Source organism: Nonomuraea sp. NPDC049504 (genome assembly GCF_040676845.1).
Taxonomy (GTDB): Bacteria; Actinomycetota; Actinomycetes; order Streptosporangiales; family Streptosporangiaceae; genus Nonomuraea; species Nonomuraea salmonea.
Genome location: NZ_JBFAPT010000023.1, coordinates 21,815 through 37,890, shown reverse-complemented (window position 1 = coordinate 37,890; position 16,076 = coordinate 21,815). Strand labels below are relative to the sequence as shown.

Annotated in this window: 19 protein-coding genes; 14 read left to right on the top strand and 5 right to left on the bottom strand. The window is 70.2% G+C overall.

What is annotated here, in order from left to right:
- Positions 1–18: 18 nt before the first annotated feature.
- The gene (locus AB0K28_RS35955) at positions 19–588 is read right to left on the bottom strand and encodes a nicotinamidase (protein ID WP_345397718.1); all 570 of its coding nucleotides are present in this window, start codon (positions 586–588) and stop codon (positions 19–21) included.
- A gap of 15 nt (positions 589–603) precedes the next feature.
- Positions 604–1,887 (bottom strand): nicotinate phosphoribosyltransferase, encoded by a 1,284-nt coding sequence (locus AB0K28_RS35950; protein ID WP_364378728.1) that lies wholly within the window; start codon positions 1,885–1,887, stop codon positions 604–606.
- A 46-nt stretch (positions 1,888–1,933) separates the two neighbouring features.
- Between AB0K28_RS35950 and clpS the strand changes: the two genes are divergently transcribed.
- From clpS to AB0K28_RS35925, 5 genes are all read left to right on the top strand, one after another.
- Positions 1,934–2,227: an ATP-dependent Clp protease adapter ClpS gene (gene clpS, locus AB0K28_RS35945; RefSeq protein WP_345397727.1), complete on the top strand. Its 294-nt coding sequence runs from the start codon at positions 1,934–1,936 to the stop codon at positions 2,225–2,227.
- Positions 2,228–2,267: 40 nt separating this feature from the next.
- On the top strand, positions 2,268–2,792 hold the full coding sequence (locus AB0K28_RS35940; protein WP_345397730.1) for a DUF2017 domain-containing protein: 525 nt from the start codon (positions 2,268–2,270) through the stop codon (positions 2,790–2,792).
- A 9-nt stretch (positions 2,793–2,801) separates the two neighbouring features.
- Positions 2,802–3,203, top strand: a complete 402-nt coding sequence (locus AB0K28_RS35935) for a M67 family metallopeptidase (protein WP_364378724.1) — start codon at positions 2,802–2,804, stop codon at positions 3,201–3,203.
- 207 nt (positions 3,204–3,410) lie between these two features.
- Positions 3,411–3,683 (top strand): MoaD/ThiS family protein, encoded by a 273-nt coding sequence (locus AB0K28_RS35930; RefSeq protein WP_345397736.1) that lies wholly within the window; start codon positions 3,411–3,413, stop codon positions 3,681–3,683.
- 1 nt (position 3,684) lies between these two features.
- The gene (locus AB0K28_RS35925) at positions 3,685–4,632 is read left to right on the top strand and encodes a cysteine synthase (RefSeq protein WP_364378721.1); all 948 of its coding nucleotides are present in this window, start codon (positions 3,685–3,687) and stop codon (positions 4,630–4,632) included.
- 69 nt (positions 4,633–4,701) lie between these two features.
- Here the strand turns inward: AB0K28_RS35925 and AB0K28_RS35920 are convergent, their stop codons facing one another.
- The gene (locus AB0K28_RS35920) at positions 4,702–6,570 is read right to left on the bottom strand and encodes a DUF3352 domain-containing protein (protein WP_364378718.1); all 1,869 of its coding nucleotides are present in this window, start codon (positions 6,568–6,570) and stop codon (positions 4,702–4,704) included.
- 85 nt (positions 6,571–6,655) lie between these two features.
- A complete protein-coding gene (locus tag AB0K28_RS35915; protein WP_364378715.1) occupies positions 6,656–6,982 on the bottom strand; it encodes a hypothetical protein in 327 nt (108 codons plus the stop codon).
- A gap of 101 nt (positions 6,983–7,083) precedes the next feature.
- Here AB0K28_RS35915 and AB0K28_RS35910 point away from each other — a divergent pair, with 101 nt between their 5' ends.
- From AB0K28_RS35910 to AB0K28_RS35900, 3 genes are all read left to right on the top strand, one after another.
- The gene (locus AB0K28_RS35910; protein ID WP_364378712.1) at positions 7,084–7,875 is read left to right on the top strand and encodes a thioesterase family protein; all 792 of its coding nucleotides are present in this window, start codon (positions 7,084–7,086) and stop codon (positions 7,873–7,875) included.
- A gap of 102 nt (positions 7,876–7,977) precedes the next feature.
- Positions 7,978–8,802: a glutamate racemase gene (murI, locus tag AB0K28_RS35905; RefSeq protein WP_364378709.1), complete on the top strand. Its 825-nt coding sequence runs from the start codon at positions 7,978–7,980 to the stop codon at positions 8,800–8,802.
- Positions 8,799–9,551 carry an MBL fold metallo-hydrolase gene (locus AB0K28_RS35900; RefSeq protein ID WP_345397751.1) on the top strand — a complete coding sequence of 251 codons (753 nt, stop codon included), beginning with the start codon at positions 8,799–8,801 and terminating at the stop codon, positions 9,549–9,551. The genes murI and AB0K28_RS35900 overlap by 4 nt, the downstream gene beginning before the upstream one ends.
- A gap of 22 nt (positions 9,552–9,573) precedes the next feature.
- Here the strand turns inward: AB0K28_RS35900 and AB0K28_RS35895 are convergent, their stop codons facing one another.
- Entirely contained in the window at positions 9,574–10,812 is a 1,239-nt protein-coding gene (locus AB0K28_RS35895; protein WP_364378706.1) for an MFS transporter, read from the bottom strand.
- Between the two features lie 92 nt (positions 10,813–10,904).
- On the opposite strand from AB0K28_RS35895, the gene rph reads away from it, so the two are divergent.
- The 6 genes from rph to AB0K28_RS35865 all read left to right on the top strand — a co-directional run bounded on the left by rph (position 10,905) and on the right by AB0K28_RS35865 (position 15,894).
- Positions 10,905–11,624, top strand: coding sequence for a ribonuclease PH (gene rph, locus AB0K28_RS35890; RefSeq protein WP_355421280.1), 720 nt, complete (start codon positions 10,905–10,907; stop codon positions 11,622–11,624).
- A complete protein-coding gene (gene rdgB / locus AB0K28_RS35885; RefSeq protein ID WP_364378703.1) occupies positions 11,621–12,211 on the top strand; it encodes an RdgB/HAM1 family non-canonical purine NTP pyrophosphatase in 591 nt (196 codons plus the stop codon). The genes rph and rdgB overlap by 4 nt, the downstream gene beginning before the upstream one ends.
- A 168-nt stretch (positions 12,212–12,379) precedes the next feature.
- Positions 12,380–12,964 (top strand): GNAT family N-acetyltransferase, encoded by a 585-nt coding sequence (locus tag AB0K28_RS35880; protein WP_345397759.1) that lies wholly within the window; start codon positions 12,380–12,382, stop codon positions 12,962–12,964.
- A gap of 58 nt (positions 12,965–13,022) precedes the next feature.
- On the top strand, positions 13,023–14,672 hold the full coding sequence (locus AB0K28_RS35875; RefSeq protein ID WP_364378700.1) for a molybdopterin-dependent oxidoreductase: 1,650 nt from the start codon (positions 13,023–13,025) through the stop codon (positions 14,670–14,672).
- A 95-nt stretch (positions 14,673–14,767) separates the two neighbouring features.
- Entirely contained in the window at positions 14,768–15,628 is an 861-nt protein-coding gene (locus tag AB0K28_RS35870) for a toxin glutamine deamidase domain-containing protein (protein ID WP_364378697.1), read from the top strand.
- Positions 15,610–15,894 (top strand): hypothetical protein, encoded by a 285-nt coding sequence (locus AB0K28_RS35865; RefSeq protein WP_364378694.1) that lies wholly within the window; start codon positions 15,610–15,612, stop codon positions 15,892–15,894. Before AB0K28_RS35870 ends, AB0K28_RS35865 begins: the two co-directional genes overlap by 19 nt.
- The last annotated feature ends 182 nt before the right edge of the window (positions 15,895–16,076 follow it).

Below are 16,076 nucleotides of genomic sequence, written 5' to 3'. Positions count from 1 at the left end.
GTACGGTTCGTGATCGGCTCAGCCGACGGCGGGGGCGCCCTGGAGGGTGATGCCCGCCTGCTCCATCTCCGCCAGCGCCGCCTGCGTCGTCGCGGGCGCCACGCCGGCCGTCAGGTCGAGCAGGACCCGCACCGCGAAGCCGTGCTTGACCGCGTCGAGGGCGGTGGCGCGGACGCAGTGGTCGGTCGCGATGCCCGCCACGTCGACCTCCGTGACCCCGCGCTCGCGCAGCCACTGATCCAGCGGCACCTCGTCGCCGGAGGCGCCCTCGAAGCCGCTGTAGGCCGCCTCGTAGGCCCCCTTGCTGAAGACCTCCTCCACCTTCGAGACGTCGAAGTCGGGGTGGAACTCGGCCCCGGGCGAGCCGGCCACGCAGTGGGCGGGCCAGCTGGCCGCGTAGTCGGGGGTCTCGGCGAAGTGGTCGCCGGGGGAGACGTGGTAGTCGCGGGTGGCCACGACGTGGTCGTAGGGGTGGCCGGCCACGTGGCGGCTGATCGCCGCGGCAACCTCCGACCCACCCGTGACGGCCAGGCTGCCGCCCTCGCAGAAGTCGTTCTGCACGTCAACGATGATCAGTGCGGTGCCCATAGGTAGCACCTTACGTCAGGCGAACTCGGTCGGAATCGCCGCGTACCCCCTGCCGAGCTGCAGCGCCTCCTGGGGGAGGGTGGCGACGGCGGCGGCGTGGCGGTCGCGGGCGGCCGACAGCGGCTCGCGGCCGACGACCTCGCCGTCGCGGACGAGCTCGTGCAGCAGCGGGACTCCGCCCTGGGGGACGAGCCCGCCGGTGGTGATCAGCTCGGTCTCGGCGTGGCCGGCCGCGTCGACCATCCGGTACGCGTCCTTGCGCCCCCCACGCGACGGCTTGCCCACCGACCGCTTGGCCACGGCCTCCAGCTTGCCCGTGGCCGTCTCACGGGCCACCAGCTTGTAGACCAGGGCCGCCGTCGGCACCCCTGAGCCGGTCACCAGGGACGTGCCGACGCCGTAGCCGTCGACGGGGGCGGCGGCGAGCGCGGCGATGGCGTACTCGTCGAGGTCGGAGGTGACGAGGATGCGGGTGTCGAAGGCGCCGAGGGAGTCGAGCTGCTCGCGCACCTCCTGGGCGGCGGCGGCCAGGTCGCCCGAGTCGATGCGGACCGCGCCCAGCTTCGGTCCTGCCAGCTCGACGGCGGTGCGCACGGCCTCGGCCACGTCGTACGTGTCCACCAGCAGCGTCGTCTCCGGCCCCAGCGAGGCGATCTGGGCCTGGAACGCGTCGCGCTCGCTGTCGTGCAGCAGCGTGAACGCGTGGGCTGCCGTGCCTGCCGTGGGCACGCCGTACAGGTGGCCGGCCATCAGGTTGGAGGTGGAGGCGAACCCGGCGATGTAGGAGGCTCTGGCGGCGGCCACGGCGGCGTGCTCGTGCGTACGCCGCGAGCCCATCTCGATGATCGGCCGCTTGCCCGCCGCGTTGGTCATGCGGGAGGCGGCGGAGGCGATGGCGCAGTCGTGGTTGAGTATCGACAGCGTGAGCGTCTCCAGCAGCACGGCCTCGGCGAACGTGCCCTCCACGACCATGATCGGGGAGGCGGGGAAGTAGAGATCGCCTTCGAGATAGCCGTAGATGTTGCCGGAAAACCGGTAATCGGCGAGAAACGCCAGGGTCGCCTCGTCCACGACGTGGTGGTCGCGCAGAAAGGTGAGTTCATTGTCACCGAAACGGAAGTGTTCCAGCTCGTCCAGGACGCGCCCGGTACCTGCGACGACACCGTAACGCCGCCCACCGGGGAGATGCCGGGCGAACACCTCGAAAACCGCCCGCCGGTGCGCCGCGCCGCTGCGCAGGGCGGCCTGCAACATTGTCAGCTCATAGTGATCTGTGAGCAACGCAGTGCTCATGGTCATTCTCACGACTCGAAGACTACGGCCCAGATAGGGCAGACTCGGGGATGTGGGTAGCACCGCTCCAATCGCCGTTGAGCGTCCGTCATCGGACGTCCGGCCCGATCTGCCATGGGTGACCATCGTCTGGAACGACCCCGTCAACCTCATGTCCTACGTGACCTATGTCTTCCAAACGGTCTTCGGCTATACCCGCGAGAAGGCCGAGAAACTGATGCTCGACGTGCATCACAAGGGCAAGGCCGTCGTGTCCAGCGGCACGCGCGAGGAGATGGAAAGGGATGTGCAGATTCTCCACTCCTACGGCTTGTGGGCGACGCTCCAGCCGGACTCGGTCAAGTGAGATCCACGGGCCGCGGCACTCCTACCGGGAAGAGGCACAGGTGAGTTCGGGGTTCTCGCGGGGCAAGGACGGCGGCGTCGTCGCCGAGTTCGAGGCGGCGGAGATCTCGCTGCTGCGCTCGCTGGTCTCCATGATGCTGGGCATCGTCTCGCCGGGTCAGACCAGCGACGACCCGCTCGAGCGGGCGCTCGGCATCGGTGACAGCGCGGCGCCGTCCGATCCGGTGCTGGCCAGGCTGTTCCCCTCGGCGTACGAGGACGACAAGGACTCCGCCGAGTTCCGCCGCTACACCGAGGCGACGCTGCGCGACGGCAAGCGGGCCGACGCGCAGACCGTGCACGCCACCGCGAGGGCGGGCCGGGCGGAGCTGTCGGCCGAGGAGGCCCAGGCGTGGCTGCGCTCGCTCAACGACCTGCGACTGACGCTCGGCACCAAGCTCGACGTGACCGAGGAGGTCCACGACGAGATCGCGGTCATGTCCGAGGACGACCCCCGCTACCCGGCCTACGTCACCTACGACTGGCTGACCTACCTCCAGGACAGCCTGGTCCGGGCCCTCTGGTAGCTTCCGGGCATGCTGTCGATCTCGCAGGAACTGGCGGACAAGATCGTCGCCCACGCCCGCGCCGATCACCCCGACGAGGCGTGCGGCGTCATCGCGGGCCGTAACGGCGTGCCCGAGCGTTTCATCCCGATGGAGAACGCCGAGCGCTCGCCCACCTTCTACCGCTTCGACTCGATGGAACAGTTCAGGGTGTGGAAGGAGATGGACGCACGCGACGAAGAGCCCGTCGTCATCTACCACTCCCACACGGCCACCGAGGCGTACCCGTCGCGCACCGACGTCTCCTACGCCTCCGAGCCCGACGCCCACTACGTGCTGGTCTCCACGCGGGACGAGAACGAGGTGGAGTTCCGCTCCTACCGGATCCTCGACGGGCAGATCACCGAGGAAGAGGTAAGGTTTCTCCCATGATGGTCAGGCCTGTGCAGAGCTTCCTGTTCGCACACACTCCTGCCGTCGTCGTCTACGACTGTCCGGCGGGCGAACCGCCGGTTTCCCGCCCGTAGGACCTTCGTCCGCGCGTGGCGCTGTCGGCGTACGAGCCCATGGAATCCGCACCCCTCCATCGGCGTTGCTGCCGATGGGACGACGACTGACACCTTGAGGAGACTGACCGCGATGGCCATCGAGGTACGCATTCCGACGATCCTGCGCAACTACACCGACGGCGCGAAGGCCGTGAACGCCGAGGGCGCCACGCTCGAAGAGCTGATCAGCAATCTCGAGTCCCGCCACCCCGGCATCAAGGACCGCCTGGTCGACGACGGCAGCCTGCGCCGGTTCGTCAACGTCTACCTGAACGACGAGGACGTCCGCTTCCTCGGCGGCCTCGGCACCCCGTTGTCCGACGGCGACACGGTGACCGTCCTGCCTGCCGTCGCCGGCGGATGACATGCGTTTCGACTCGCTGATCGACTCGGTCGGGCGCACGCCGCTGGTCGGGCTGCCCCGGTTGTCACCCTCCGACGAGGTGCGCGTCTGGGCCAAGCTCGAAGACCGCAACCCGACCGGGTCGATCAAGGACAGACCGGCGCTCTGGATGATCCAGGAGGCCGAGAAGGACGGGCTGCTCACCCCCGGCTGCACGATCCTTGAGCCCACCAGCGGCAACACCGGCATCTCGCTCGCCATGTCGGCCAAGCTCAAGGGCTACAAGCTGATCTGCGTGATGCCGGAGAACACCTCAGAGGAGCGCCGCCAGCTGCTGCGCATGTGGGGCGCGGAGATCATCTCCTCGCCCGCCGCCGGCGGCTCCAACGAGGCCGTGCGGGTGGCGAAGGAGCTGGCGGCGGAGAACCCGTCGTGGGTGATGCTCTACCAATACGGCAACCCGGCCAACTGGCGCTCCCACTACGAGACCACCGGCCCCGAGATCCTCGCCGACCTGCCCACGATCACCCACTTCGTGGCCGGGCTCGGCACCACGGGCACGCTCATGGGCGTCGGGCGCTACCTGCGCGAGCGCGTGCCCGACGTGCAGATCGTCGCCGCCGAGCCGCGCTACGGCGAGCTGGTCTACGGGCTGCGCAACGTCGATGAGGGGTTCATCCCCGAGCTCTACGACGAGTCCGTGCTGACCACCCGCTTCTCGGTCGGCTCGGCCGACGCGCTGCGGCGCACCCGCGAGCTGCTGGCCGCCGAGGGCATCTTCGCCGGCGTCTCCACCGGCGCCGCGCTGCACGCGGCGCTGGGGGTGGCGAAGAAGGCGGTCAAGGCGGGGCAGCGGGCCGACGTCGTGTTCGTGGTGGCCGACGGCGGGTGGAAATACCTGTCGACGGGCGCGTACGAGGGCACGCTCGACGAGGCGGAGGAACGCCTCGAAGGACAGCTCTGGGCCTGACTCCCACGAAAACGCCAGGCGGCCGGTCCCCTCAGGGGCCGGCCGCCTTTCGCGTTCTCTCCGGGTGGGTCAGTTGAACAGCAGACGCAGCGAGAACGTCGCCTCCGTGTCGGTCTGGCTGCCACTCAGGCCGACCGCCCGCAACACCTCGGCGTTGGCCTTGTCGTCGCCCTGCATCGACGCGAGGTACAGCTTCTCGACCTTGTCGAGGTCGACGAAGATGGCGTAGTTGGCATCGCCGGCGTTCGGGATGGCCGTCTGGAACGTCTCCGACTCGCCCAGCGTGCCCTCCTCGGCCAGCTTCTTCGCATAGTCCTGAGAGGTGGCCAGGGTGAAGACGCCGTCGCCCGCGACCTTGGCGACCTGCGGCGCGGGCTGGCCGTTCTGCGACATCGCGTTCAGCACCTTGTCCACGATCGCCTGCGCCTTGGCCGCGTCGGTGGCGACCCGGACGCCGCCCTTGATCTGGTTGGTGTCCAGGCCTTCGCTGTCGACGGCGACGGTGAAGTTCTTGCCGACGACGGTGGCGAGGTCACCGGGCAGGCTCAGGCCGAACTGGGTCTTGACCTGCTGCAGCATCTGCGCGACCTGGGCGCCGCCGGTCGCGCTCGCCTGCTTCTCGATCTCGGCCCACTGCTTGGTGAGCACCTGGTCGAGGCCGGAGATAGAGACGGCGCCGGCCGTGGTGGCGGGCAGCGTGCCGATGTTCGCCTTCGGCAGGTCGCCCTCCGGGGCCATGCCCTTGGCGCCGCGCACGACGCCGGCCAGCTCCACGTAGGCGCTGTCGAAGCGCAGCGCGCCGGCGAACCTGGCGTCCTTGACCTGGTCGAGCACCGCGGCCTGGTTGGCCGGGACCTCCTTCTTGGCGAGCTCGATCAGCCCGCCCATGGAGGCCCAGAACGACAGCACGCCCTGCTCTCCGAGGGCGCCCATGTCCTCGCTGAACCCGGCGTTGTCCGACAGGCTGCCCTCGGCCTGGGCGTACTTGGTGGCGAGGTCCTGGGTCGGAGTCACCAGCGCGTAGTCGTCGCGGAAGGCGATGCCGTACTTGTCGTTCTCCATGATCTTGGCGATGCCGGCCTTGGCGGCCTCCTCGTCCGTGATCTGGATGGCCACCGCGAAGTCGGGCTGCGTCTTGCCCGACGGCATGGCGGCGAAGCCGACGCGGCTGCCCAGCCAGGGGTCCACGTCCTTGGCGAAGTCGATCTTGCTGTCGCCGTCCTCGTTCAGCAGGTCGAACAGCGCCTTGCGCGGGTCGTCCCCGGTGAAGGAGTCCTTGGTGGCGGTGAACTTGCCCGCCAGCTGGAACAAGGCGACCTTCTGGTTCGCGGCCGGGTCGAGGTCGAGGCGGGCGTAGGCGATCGCGTCGGCCGGCAGGACGTCGCTCGGCTGGGTGCCGCCGCCGCCGAGTGCGCCCACGGCCCACACCGCGCCGCCGCCGAGCAGGACGACGGCCAGCGCCGCCGCCGCCGCGATGATCCAGCTCTTGCGGCCCTTCTTGGCGGGCTCCGCCGGGCCGAAGCCCTCAGGACCCTGCTGCTGCCAGCCCTGCTGTTGCCAGCCGCCCTGCTGCGGACCCTGCTGCTCGTACTGCCAGCCCTGTTGCTGCTGTTGCTGTTGGTCCCAGCCGCCCTGCTGGGGGTACTGCTGCTGGGGCTGCTGCTGCCAGCCGCCCTGGGCCTGCTGGCCGCCGTACGGCTGCTGCTGAGGGGGCTGCTGGCCGTACTGGGGGTTGTAGGGGGGCTGCTGGCCGTAGGACGCCTGCTGGCCGTATGCCCCCTGCCCCTGAGCCGGCTGCTGGCCATAAGGCTGCTGGGGAGGGTAGGGCTGCCCCGGATACTGCGCCGTCGGCGCGCCCTCCGGCTGCTGCCCCTGGTTCCAGTTGTACGCCGTGGTCCGGTCAGGATCCTGGCCATAGGGGGGATTGTTAGCAGACATCACTCAACTCACAATGTGGACTTTTGACCACAGAGAAGGTAGCTGATGTTGCTAGACGGGCGCTTGCAATGTACTGAAGTTGAGATTAGACCCGATTCAGCTCTTTTCTCAGGACATCGATGTACACCTCCCCGCCTCCGTAATCGACGACGTTCTCCCACGGGACGAACGTGCACCCCGCGTAGACGACCCGGGCGAGCAGCTGTGACAACCAGGCCGATCGGCCCTGGCGATCACGGGTGAGCCCGAGCAGGAACGGCGCCCGCAGGCCGGAGACGACGAGGCCGTAGACGGTGTGGCTCTGCTGGAGCTCGCCCTTGTGCCTGACCACGCGGATGTCCACCACGAAACCGACCCACACCCCGTTGGAGTCCCAAACGGACTGACCGATGAGTTCGGTGACACTTGCCATGATCAAACGTTGTCAGCCGAATCACGTTTTCGCAGGTAGGCGCGCTGATGGGCGAATGCCCTAGCATGTCTAGAACATAGTTCGGACATGAGGCGGGACTGATGACGAAGTTCGACGAGGCGACGCAGGCGATCAGGGTCGACGAGCACACCTACGACGTCTGCCTCGATCCCGGATACGCGATCGGCGGGCCGCTCAACGGCGGTTATCTGATGGCCGTGATCCTGCGGGCGGCGGTGGACGCCTCGCCGTTCGAGCATCCGGTGAGCACGACGGCGCAGTTCCACAAGGCGCCCGTGGCCGGTCCCGCGCAGGTCGTCGTGGAGCCGCTGAAGGCGGGCAGGACCGTGGCGTTCGCGCGCGCGAGGCTGGTGCAGGACGGCGTGACGCAGATCGAGAGCCTGATCACGACGGCCACGTTGCAGGACGTCGAGCCGATTTATGCTGACGAACCGGCTTTTGAGATGCCGCCCGTCGAGGAGTGCGCCAAGCTGCCCGACCCCAAGCCCGAGTCGGGCATGACCCTCAACGCCCAGATGGAGCTGCGCTTCGACCCGCCCACCATCGGCTGGCTGCACGGCCGGCCCAGCGGCAGGCCCGAGTCGCGGGCGTACTTCAGGATGGCCGAGCCCCAGGACCCCGACCCGTACGTGCTGGCGCTGGCCGTGGACGTGCTGCCGCCGGTCATCTTCTCCTCCGGCTCGCGCGGCTGGGCGCCCACCGTCGACCTCACCTGGCACCTGCGCGCCCTGCCCGCCCCCGGCTGGCTCACCCTGCTCGGCAGCGGCCGGCTGGTCGCCGACGGCTGGTTCGACGAGGAGGTCGAGGTACGCGACTCCACCGGCCGCCTGGTCGCCCAGTCGCGCCAGCTCGCCCGCGTCGGAAGAGGCTGAAGGTCGGCCTGTGACCAAGGCAACACCGCATCAAGCTCATGTGTCGCAGGTGTGAGCATTCTTACGCAGTGCTGATCGTGCAGGTCGCCTACCCTCAAGAGCGTGCCGGACGCGAGCATTGGGATCTTCGACAGCGGGGTGGGCGGGCTGACGGTCGCGCGAGCGATCATCGACCAGCTGCCCCACGAGTCCATCACCTACGTGGCCGACACGGCCCGCCAGCCGTACGGGCCGAAACGCATCGCGGAGCTGCGGGCGTACGCGCTGGAGGTCATGGACCACCTGGTCGAGCAGAACGTGAAGATGCTCGTGATCGCCTGCAACAGCGCCAGCGCGGCCGTGCTGCGCGACGCTCGTGAGCGGTACGACGTCCCGGTCGTCGAAGTGATCATGCCGGCCACGCGGCGGGCGGTGCGCGCCACCCGCAACGGCAAGGTCGGCGTGATCGCCACCAGGGCCACCATCGAGTCCATGGCCTACCACGACGCCTTCACCGCCGCCCCCGACGTGCAGCTCACCGGCGTGGCCGCCCCACGCCTGGTCGAGTACGTCGAGCGCGGCGAGACGATGAGCGACGAGCTGATCGAGGTCGTACGCGGCTACCTGGAGCCCGTCAGGGCCGCCGGCTGCGACACGCTCATCCTCGGCTGCACCCACTACCCGCTGCTCGCCGGCGCGATCTCCTACGTCGCCGGCGAGGGGGTCACGCTCATCTCCAGCGCCGACGAGACGGCCAAGGACGTCTATCGGATCCTGCACGACCGCGGACTGGCGGCAGGAGGCGAGGCCACCCCCCGGCACCGTTTCCGCGCCACCGGCGACTCCTTGCTCTTCGCCCGGCTCGGCCGGCGTTTCCTGGGGCCGGAGATCGACGCGGTCGAAGTCGCACCAGTGGGGGGTACTACCTTTAACGGGAGGCCCACATGAAGGTGACCATCGTCGGGTGCTCGGGCAGCTACCCCGGGCCCGACAGTCCCGCGTCCTGCTACCTCCTCGAGGCCGACGGGTTCAGGATGGTGCTCGACCTCGGGAGCGGCTCGCTGGGCGCGCTGCAACGCCACATCGGCCTGTACGACGTGGACGCGATCTGCCTGTCCCACCTGCACGCCGACCATTGCCTCGACATCTGCGGCTACCACGTGGCCAGGACGTACGGGCCGGCCGCGCCCTACCCGCTCGTCCCCGTCTACGCCCCGGCCGACGCGCCGAGGCGGCTGGCGGGCGCGTACGGCATGCCGGAGGAGCCCGCGCTGGAGACGGCCTTCGAGTTCGTCCCGCTGCGTCCTGGCTCGTTCGAGATCGGCCCGTTCACGCTGACCGCCGGCCTGGTCAACCACCCGGTCGAGGCGTACGGCTTCCGCGTCGCCAACGGCGGCAGGAGTGTCGCCTACTCCGGCGACACCGGCGAGTCGCAGGAACTGGTCAAGCTGGCGACGGGCACCGACCTGCTGTTGTGCGAGGCGTCTTTCGTCGAGGGGCCCGACCTGCCGCCCGGCCTCCACCTGACCGGCCGGCAGGCGGCCGAGCACGCCGCGAAGGCGGGCGTCGGCCGGCTCGTGCTGACCCACCTCGTGCCGTGGAACGATTCGGCGACCGTGCTGGAGGAGGCGTCGGCGGGCGGCTTCGCGGGGCCGGTCGAGCTGGCGCGCAGCGGCGCCGTCTACGAGCTGGGCTGAGCCCGGCCTGTTCGCGAGCCCGTCACTGGTGAGGCCGTGCGTCGGCGAAGTCACGCATCCGCGGCAGCGGCGAGAACAGCAGCGGCACGAACGCCACCGCCCTGCCCACCATCAGCAGCCACAGCGCCTGCCGCACCCCGATCTGCTGCGCCACGATGCCGCCGAGCAGCGCGCCCAGCGGCATCACGCCCCACGTCACGAACCGCACGGACGCGTTCACCCGGCCGAGCAGGTGATCGGGGGTGACGGTCTGGCGATAGGTGCTCTGGCCGACGTTCGACATGGCCGCGGCCCACGAGATCCCCATCGAGGCGAGCGCGAAGCAGACCACCCGCCAGTCGGGCTCGGTCAGCGGCAGCAGCAGCCCGAACGGGGCCCCGACGGCGGTGGCGACCAGGGTCGTCCTGGCGCTGCCGAACCTGCGCGACAGCCAGCCGCCGGTCAGGCCGCCCAGCACCCCGCCGATGCCGCCGGACATGAGTAAGGCCCCGACAGCGCCCGGGGCCAGCTTGACCGTCTCCGCCAGGAACAGCACCGACAGGCCGAGCACGCCGCTCACGCACAGATTGCCGAGCGCGGACGAGGCGCCGAAGGCCCGCATCAGGCGGTCCTGCCACACGTACGCCAGTCCTTCCTTGATGCCCCGCAGCATCGGGCCGCGCTCGGTGTCGGCCGGTGGCTTGTCCGGCACCTTCACCGTGGACAGGAAGAACACTGACGCGAGCGCCCCGAGAGCGGTGGTCAGGACCGTCCGGGGCGCGCCGAGTAACTGCACCAGCGCCCCGCCCACGCCGGGGCCGGCGAGGAACGCGCTCGCCCGTACGGTCTCCAGCTTCGCGTTGCCGTCGCTCAGCTGCGTGGTGCTGACCAGGTTGGGCAGGTACGTCGAGTCGGCCACGTCGTTGAACACCTGCGAGACGCCCGCCAGCAGCGCCACCACGAACAGCAGCTCGATGCTGAGCAGGTCGAGACCGGCCGCCACCGGGATGCTGCCGAGCAGCACGAACCGCGCGAGGTCCGACGCCATCATGACGCGGCGTTTGCGCAGCCTGTCGACCCACACCCCCGCAGGCAGGCCGAGCAGGAGGAACGCCACCGTCTGCAGCGACGACAACAGACCGACCTGAGCCGGACCGGCGTGCAACGTCATGACCGCGACGAGCGGCAGCGCCACACGCGAGATGTTCGCTCCGAGTTCGTTCGCGGCGTGCGAGCTGAGGAACCGGAGGAAGTCAGGGTTACGCAACACCCCCGTTGTCATTGCGTAAGGATCCATGTGGCGGACACATTTGGTCAAGCGTGCGGTGGCGCGGAGATAGGGTGATCTGTATGTCCCGACAGGATGGCCGCAGTATGTCTCGACAGGATGGCCGCAACCCTGACCAGCTCCGTCCCATCACCATCACCCGGCAGTGGCTGGCCCACGCCGAAGGATCGGTGCTGGTCGAATTCGGCGGCACCAAGGTCCTTTGTGCGGCGTCCGTGCAGGACAGCGTGCCTCGCTGGCGCAGGGGCAGCGGCCAGGGCTGGGTTACGGCCGAATACGCGATGCTGCCGCGGGCGACCAATACTCGTAACGATCGCGAATCGGTCCGCGGGAAAATCGGCGGGCGCACTCATGAGATTTCCCGGCTGATCGGTCGGTCGCTGCGGGCCTGCGTCGATTACAAGGCGCTGGGGGAGAACTCCATCCTGCTCGACTGCGACGTCCTGCAGGCCGACGGCGGCACCAGGACGGCCGCCATCACCGGCGCCTACGTCGCGCTCGCCGACGCCGTCGCGTGGATGCGCCAGCGCCGCATGTGCCCGGGTGAGCCGCTCATCGGCTCCGTCGCGGCCGTGTCCGTCGGCGTGGTCGGCACCGTCCCGATGCTCGACCTCTGCTACGGCGAAGACGTCGCCGCCGAGACCGACATGAACGTCGTGATGACCGGCGACGGCCGCTTCGTCGAGGTGCAGGGCACCGCCGAGGGCACGCCGTTCGACCGGGGCGTGCTCGACCAGCTCCTCGACCTCGCCGTCACCGGCTGCGCCGAGCTGACCCTGCTGCAGCAGGAGGCGCTGGCGTCATGAAGATCGTCCTGGCCACCCGCAACGCGGGCAAGATCGCGGAGCTGCGCCGCATCCTCGACGGGTTCGACATCGTCGGGCTCGAAGAGTTCCCCTCGATCGGCGAGGTCGCCGAGACCGGGGTCACGTTCGAGGAGAACGCCCTGCTCAAGGCGCACGCCGTGGCCCAGGGCTCCGGCCTGCCCGCCGTCGCCGACGACTCGGGGCTCTGCGTCGACGTGCTCAACGGCATGCCAGGCGTCTTCTCGGCCCGCTGGGCCGGCCGCCACGGCGACGACCAGGCCAACCTTGAGCTGCTGCTCGCCCAGGTCTCCGACGTGCCTGAAGACAAGCTCACCGCCCACTTCGCCTGCGCCGCCGCCCTGGCCCTGCCCTCGGGCGAGCACCGCGTCGCGAGCGGCACCCTGCCGGGCCGCCTGATCAGGACACCCCGGGGCACCAACGGCTTCGGCTACGACCCGATCCTGGTCCCCGAGGGCGAAGAGCGCACCACAGCGGAAATGGCGCCTGAGGAGAAGGACGCGATCAGTCATCGCGGCCGCGCCTTCCGCGCCCTCGCCCCCATGGTCGAAACCCTCCTCACCACCTGACCCCCACCCCTCCTGCTCTCGGCGGTAGTGGGGTGGCTTTCAACCCCATCCGGCCTTCGTGCTCTCGGCGGTCGGTTTCTGCAGGGCGATCGCCGCGTCGTTGTCGGAGACGCCGTCCGCGATAATCCGTTTGTCTGTCACCACGGCCCGCTGTCAGTATGAGGGCCCATGCCTCACCCTCTTGACACGCTGGACTGGCCGATTCTCACCGAGCGGCTGCTGTTGCGCCGGGCTGCCCCCGGCGACCTCGACGCAACGTGGGCCTTCCGGCAGCTGCCGGAGACTCACGAATGGATCGCGGCCGCCACAGAGACCTACGACGACTATCGTGAGCGTTTCCTGCGCGAGGATCGCCTCGCAGACCTGCTCATCGTGGAACTGGACGGCCGGGTGATCGGCGACCTGACACTGAGGGTCCAGGACGGTTGGGCCCAGGAAGAGGTCGCTGACCAGGCGAGAAGCGTCCAAGGGGAGCTCGGGTGGACGCTCGATCCCGCCTACGGCGGCAAGGGCTACGCCACCGAAGCGGTACGCGCCCTCATCGACATCTCCTTCAAGCGTCTTGGCCTGCGCCGCCTGCACGCGGACTGCTTCTATGACAACGAGCCCTCGTGGCGGCTGATGGAGCGGGTCGGCATGCGCCGCGAACAGCACACGGTGAAAGACTCACTCCACCGCACCAGGGGATGGGTCGACGGTCTCTCGTACGCGCTCCTGGCCGAGGAATGGCCCACGCTCGGAGGGCACCCGTAACCATCGCGTAAGAAACCTGCCGCGTGCGGGGGCGTAGCGTCGGGTTGTGATGAGGAATGTGAGCGTTCCCGCTTGGGCGGGCGGGCTTGTGGGGCTGGTGTCGGGCGGTGTGGCGCTCGGGGTCGCGCAGCTCGTGGCCGGGGTCGTCGGGCCCGCGGCGTTTCCCGTGGTGGCCGTCGGAGACGCCGCCGTAGACGCGGCGCCCGCGCCGCTCAAGGATTTCGCCATCGCCGCGTTCGGCGAGAACGACAAGGCGGTGCTGGTCGGTGGCGTGCTGGTGGTGCTGGCCGTGGTGGCGGCGCTCATCGGGGTGCTGGCCAGGCGTCGGCTCAGCCTGGGGTTCGCCGGGTTCGCGGTGTTCGGGGTGGTCGGGCTGCTGGCCGTGCTCACCAGGCCCGACACGGGCGTGCTCGACCTGCTGCCCACCGTCGTGGGCACGCTCGCCGGCGCGTGGGCCCTCAGATGGCTGCTGCGCCGCGCCACCACGTTCACCCCAGCCCTGGCCCCCGCCTACGACCGGGCTCCCCAGCCCGCGATGGTGCCGGGCGCATCCGTGGACGATGAGGACGCGCGGCTCGAAGAGGGGCCGGAGGACGAGCCCGAGCGTCCTGCGGTGATGCGGGCCGGTGGCTGGGTGCCCGAGTTCGACCGGCGGCGGCTGCTGACCGGCGTCGCCGGCGGCGTGGTCGTGGCGGGCGCCGCGACCTGGCTGGGCCGGGAGTTCGGCGGCCGGCAGGCGGTGGACGCCGCCAGGACCAGCGTGGCCCTGCCCAAGCCCGCCACCCCGGCCAAACCGCTCCCCGCGGGCGTCGACTTCAAGCTCCCCGGCCTGTCGCCGTTCGTCACGCCGAACAAGGACTTCTACCGGGTGGACACCGCGATCGTCGTCCCCCAGGTGGACCCCGACGACTGGACGCTGCGCATCCACGGCCTGGTCGACCGTCCCGTCGAGCTCACCTACGCCGATCTGCTGGGGCGCCCGCTCACCGAGGCCGACGTGACCCTGACCTGCGTCTCCAACGACGTGGGCGGCCCGTACGTCGGCAACGCCCGCTGGCTGGGCGTGCGCATGGCCGACGTGCTGCGCGAGGCGGGCCTGCGTTCCGACGCCGACATGCTGCTGTCCACCTCCGCCGACGGCTTCACCTGCGGCACCCCGGTGGACGTCATCATGGACGGCCGTGACGCGCTGTTCGCGATCGCGATGAACGGCGAGGCGCTCCCGGTGGACCACGGCTTCCCGGTACGTCAGGTGGTGCCCGGCCTGTACGGGTACGTCTCGGCCACCAAGTGGGTCGTGGACATCAAGGTGACCAGGTTCGACGAGGACGAGGCCTACTGGACGCCGCGCGGCTGGGCCGCCAAGGGCCCGATCAAGACCCAGTCGCGCATCGACATCCCCGGCTACGGCGACCGGCTCAAGGCGGGCCGCACCACGATCGCCGGGGTGGCCTGGGCGCAGCACACCGGCGTGGACGCCGTCGAGGTGCGGGTGGACAGCGGCCAGTGGCGGGTGGCGAAGCTGGCCGAGGTGCCGGGCCCGGACACCTGGCGGCAGTGGTCGATCGACTGGGACGCGACTCCGGGCGAGCACGCGATCCAGGTGCGCGCGACCGACGCGGCCGGGCGTACGCAGACCGACCAGCTCGCCCCGCCGGCTCCCGACGGCGCCACCGGCTGGCACACGGTCACCGTGCAAGTGAGCTGAGGTATGCCCCGTTTGCCCAGGTAGAGCGCCTAGCTCGGACGGAGAATCTCTCCGACTTCGCCCCCTTGTCACCGCGTCGCCTCTACGATCGTTCGTTGAAGCATGACAGGAGGCAGGCCGTGTTCCGCGAGCACAAGCCGAGTGTCCGATGGGTTCTTCCCGATGGCCGATACAACCCCGTCGTGGCCGACGGGATGCGGTGGCTCGACTACGAGCACGCCGCCGAGACCGATGCCGACTCGCCTGCAGCCGCCTCAGCCGGGTCCTCAGCCGGGTCCACCGCCGGGCCCTCTGACGGGTCCTTCGCCGCCGAGCCGCTGACCGGCGGTGAGGACGGTGACTGGTTCGACGGCCCGAACCGGCCGCCCAGGCTGGCCGACAGCCGCCCGTACGGCGTGCCGGGCGGGCTCGCGCAGCCCGATCCGCAGGTGGAGCGGGACCTCGCCGACGCCGTACGCGGCGGCGCCCGCTTCCCCGACCCGCGCGGCACCTGGGTGCGCCTGGTCAACGGGGGCGGGCCCGCCGACGACCCGTTCCGGGCCTCCAACGCCGCCGACTGCGCGCTGGCCGTGCTGTCCACCTGGCACGGCGAGCCCGCGGCGGCCGCGCCCCGGCTGCCCGAGTACGACCGGATCGGCCGCCCCGTGCTGACCGGCGAGCAGGGGAGCGTGGCCAGGATCGAGAGCTGGGTGGGCCACCGCCTGCAGTACGCCGGGCAGGGGCGGCACGCCTACCCGATGATCGCCCACCGGCTCGTCGAGGCCGGCCACGGGGCGAGCGCGGTGATCGTGGTGCGCTGGCCGGGCGGCGGGAGTCACGCCTGGAACGCGGTCAACTTCGACGGCGAGGTCATCTGGATCGACGCGCAGCGGGGTCACATGTCGGTCGAGCCGCCGTACCGGACGGTGACCGGGGTGTTCTGCGTGATCCTCGACCGGTGGGGGCGGCCGCGATGAACCTGGAGCAGGCCAGGGCGCTGGCCGAGGAGTACTACAACGGGGTGCGCTCGCCCGAGGAGGCGGTCCCCGTGGGCGTCTACGGCTTCGAGGGCGGTTACGTCGGCTGGGTCCGCGACCTGGAGCCCGACGACCCGGCCAGTCTGCCGGATACGGCCGGCGGCGCCTGCATCGTGATCGACCGGGCGACCGGCGAGGTGGTGGCGCGCCCGCTGCTGGACGTGGAGACCGTCGCGGAGCTGTGGCCCGGCCGCACCCCCCGCTGACCGCCGAACGACCGAACGGCGCCGAGCCGGGCCTCCGGCCGGCAGTCGGTGGATATGGGGCGTTGTCCCGGTGAGCGTTCACGGGCGAGGCCGGGCGTCGCCCCCATCGGACGCCCGACCTGCTTCGTACCCTCTAACCGGCTTTTTCGGGTTTATTCGAGAATGTCGTTATTCGTCCGAAG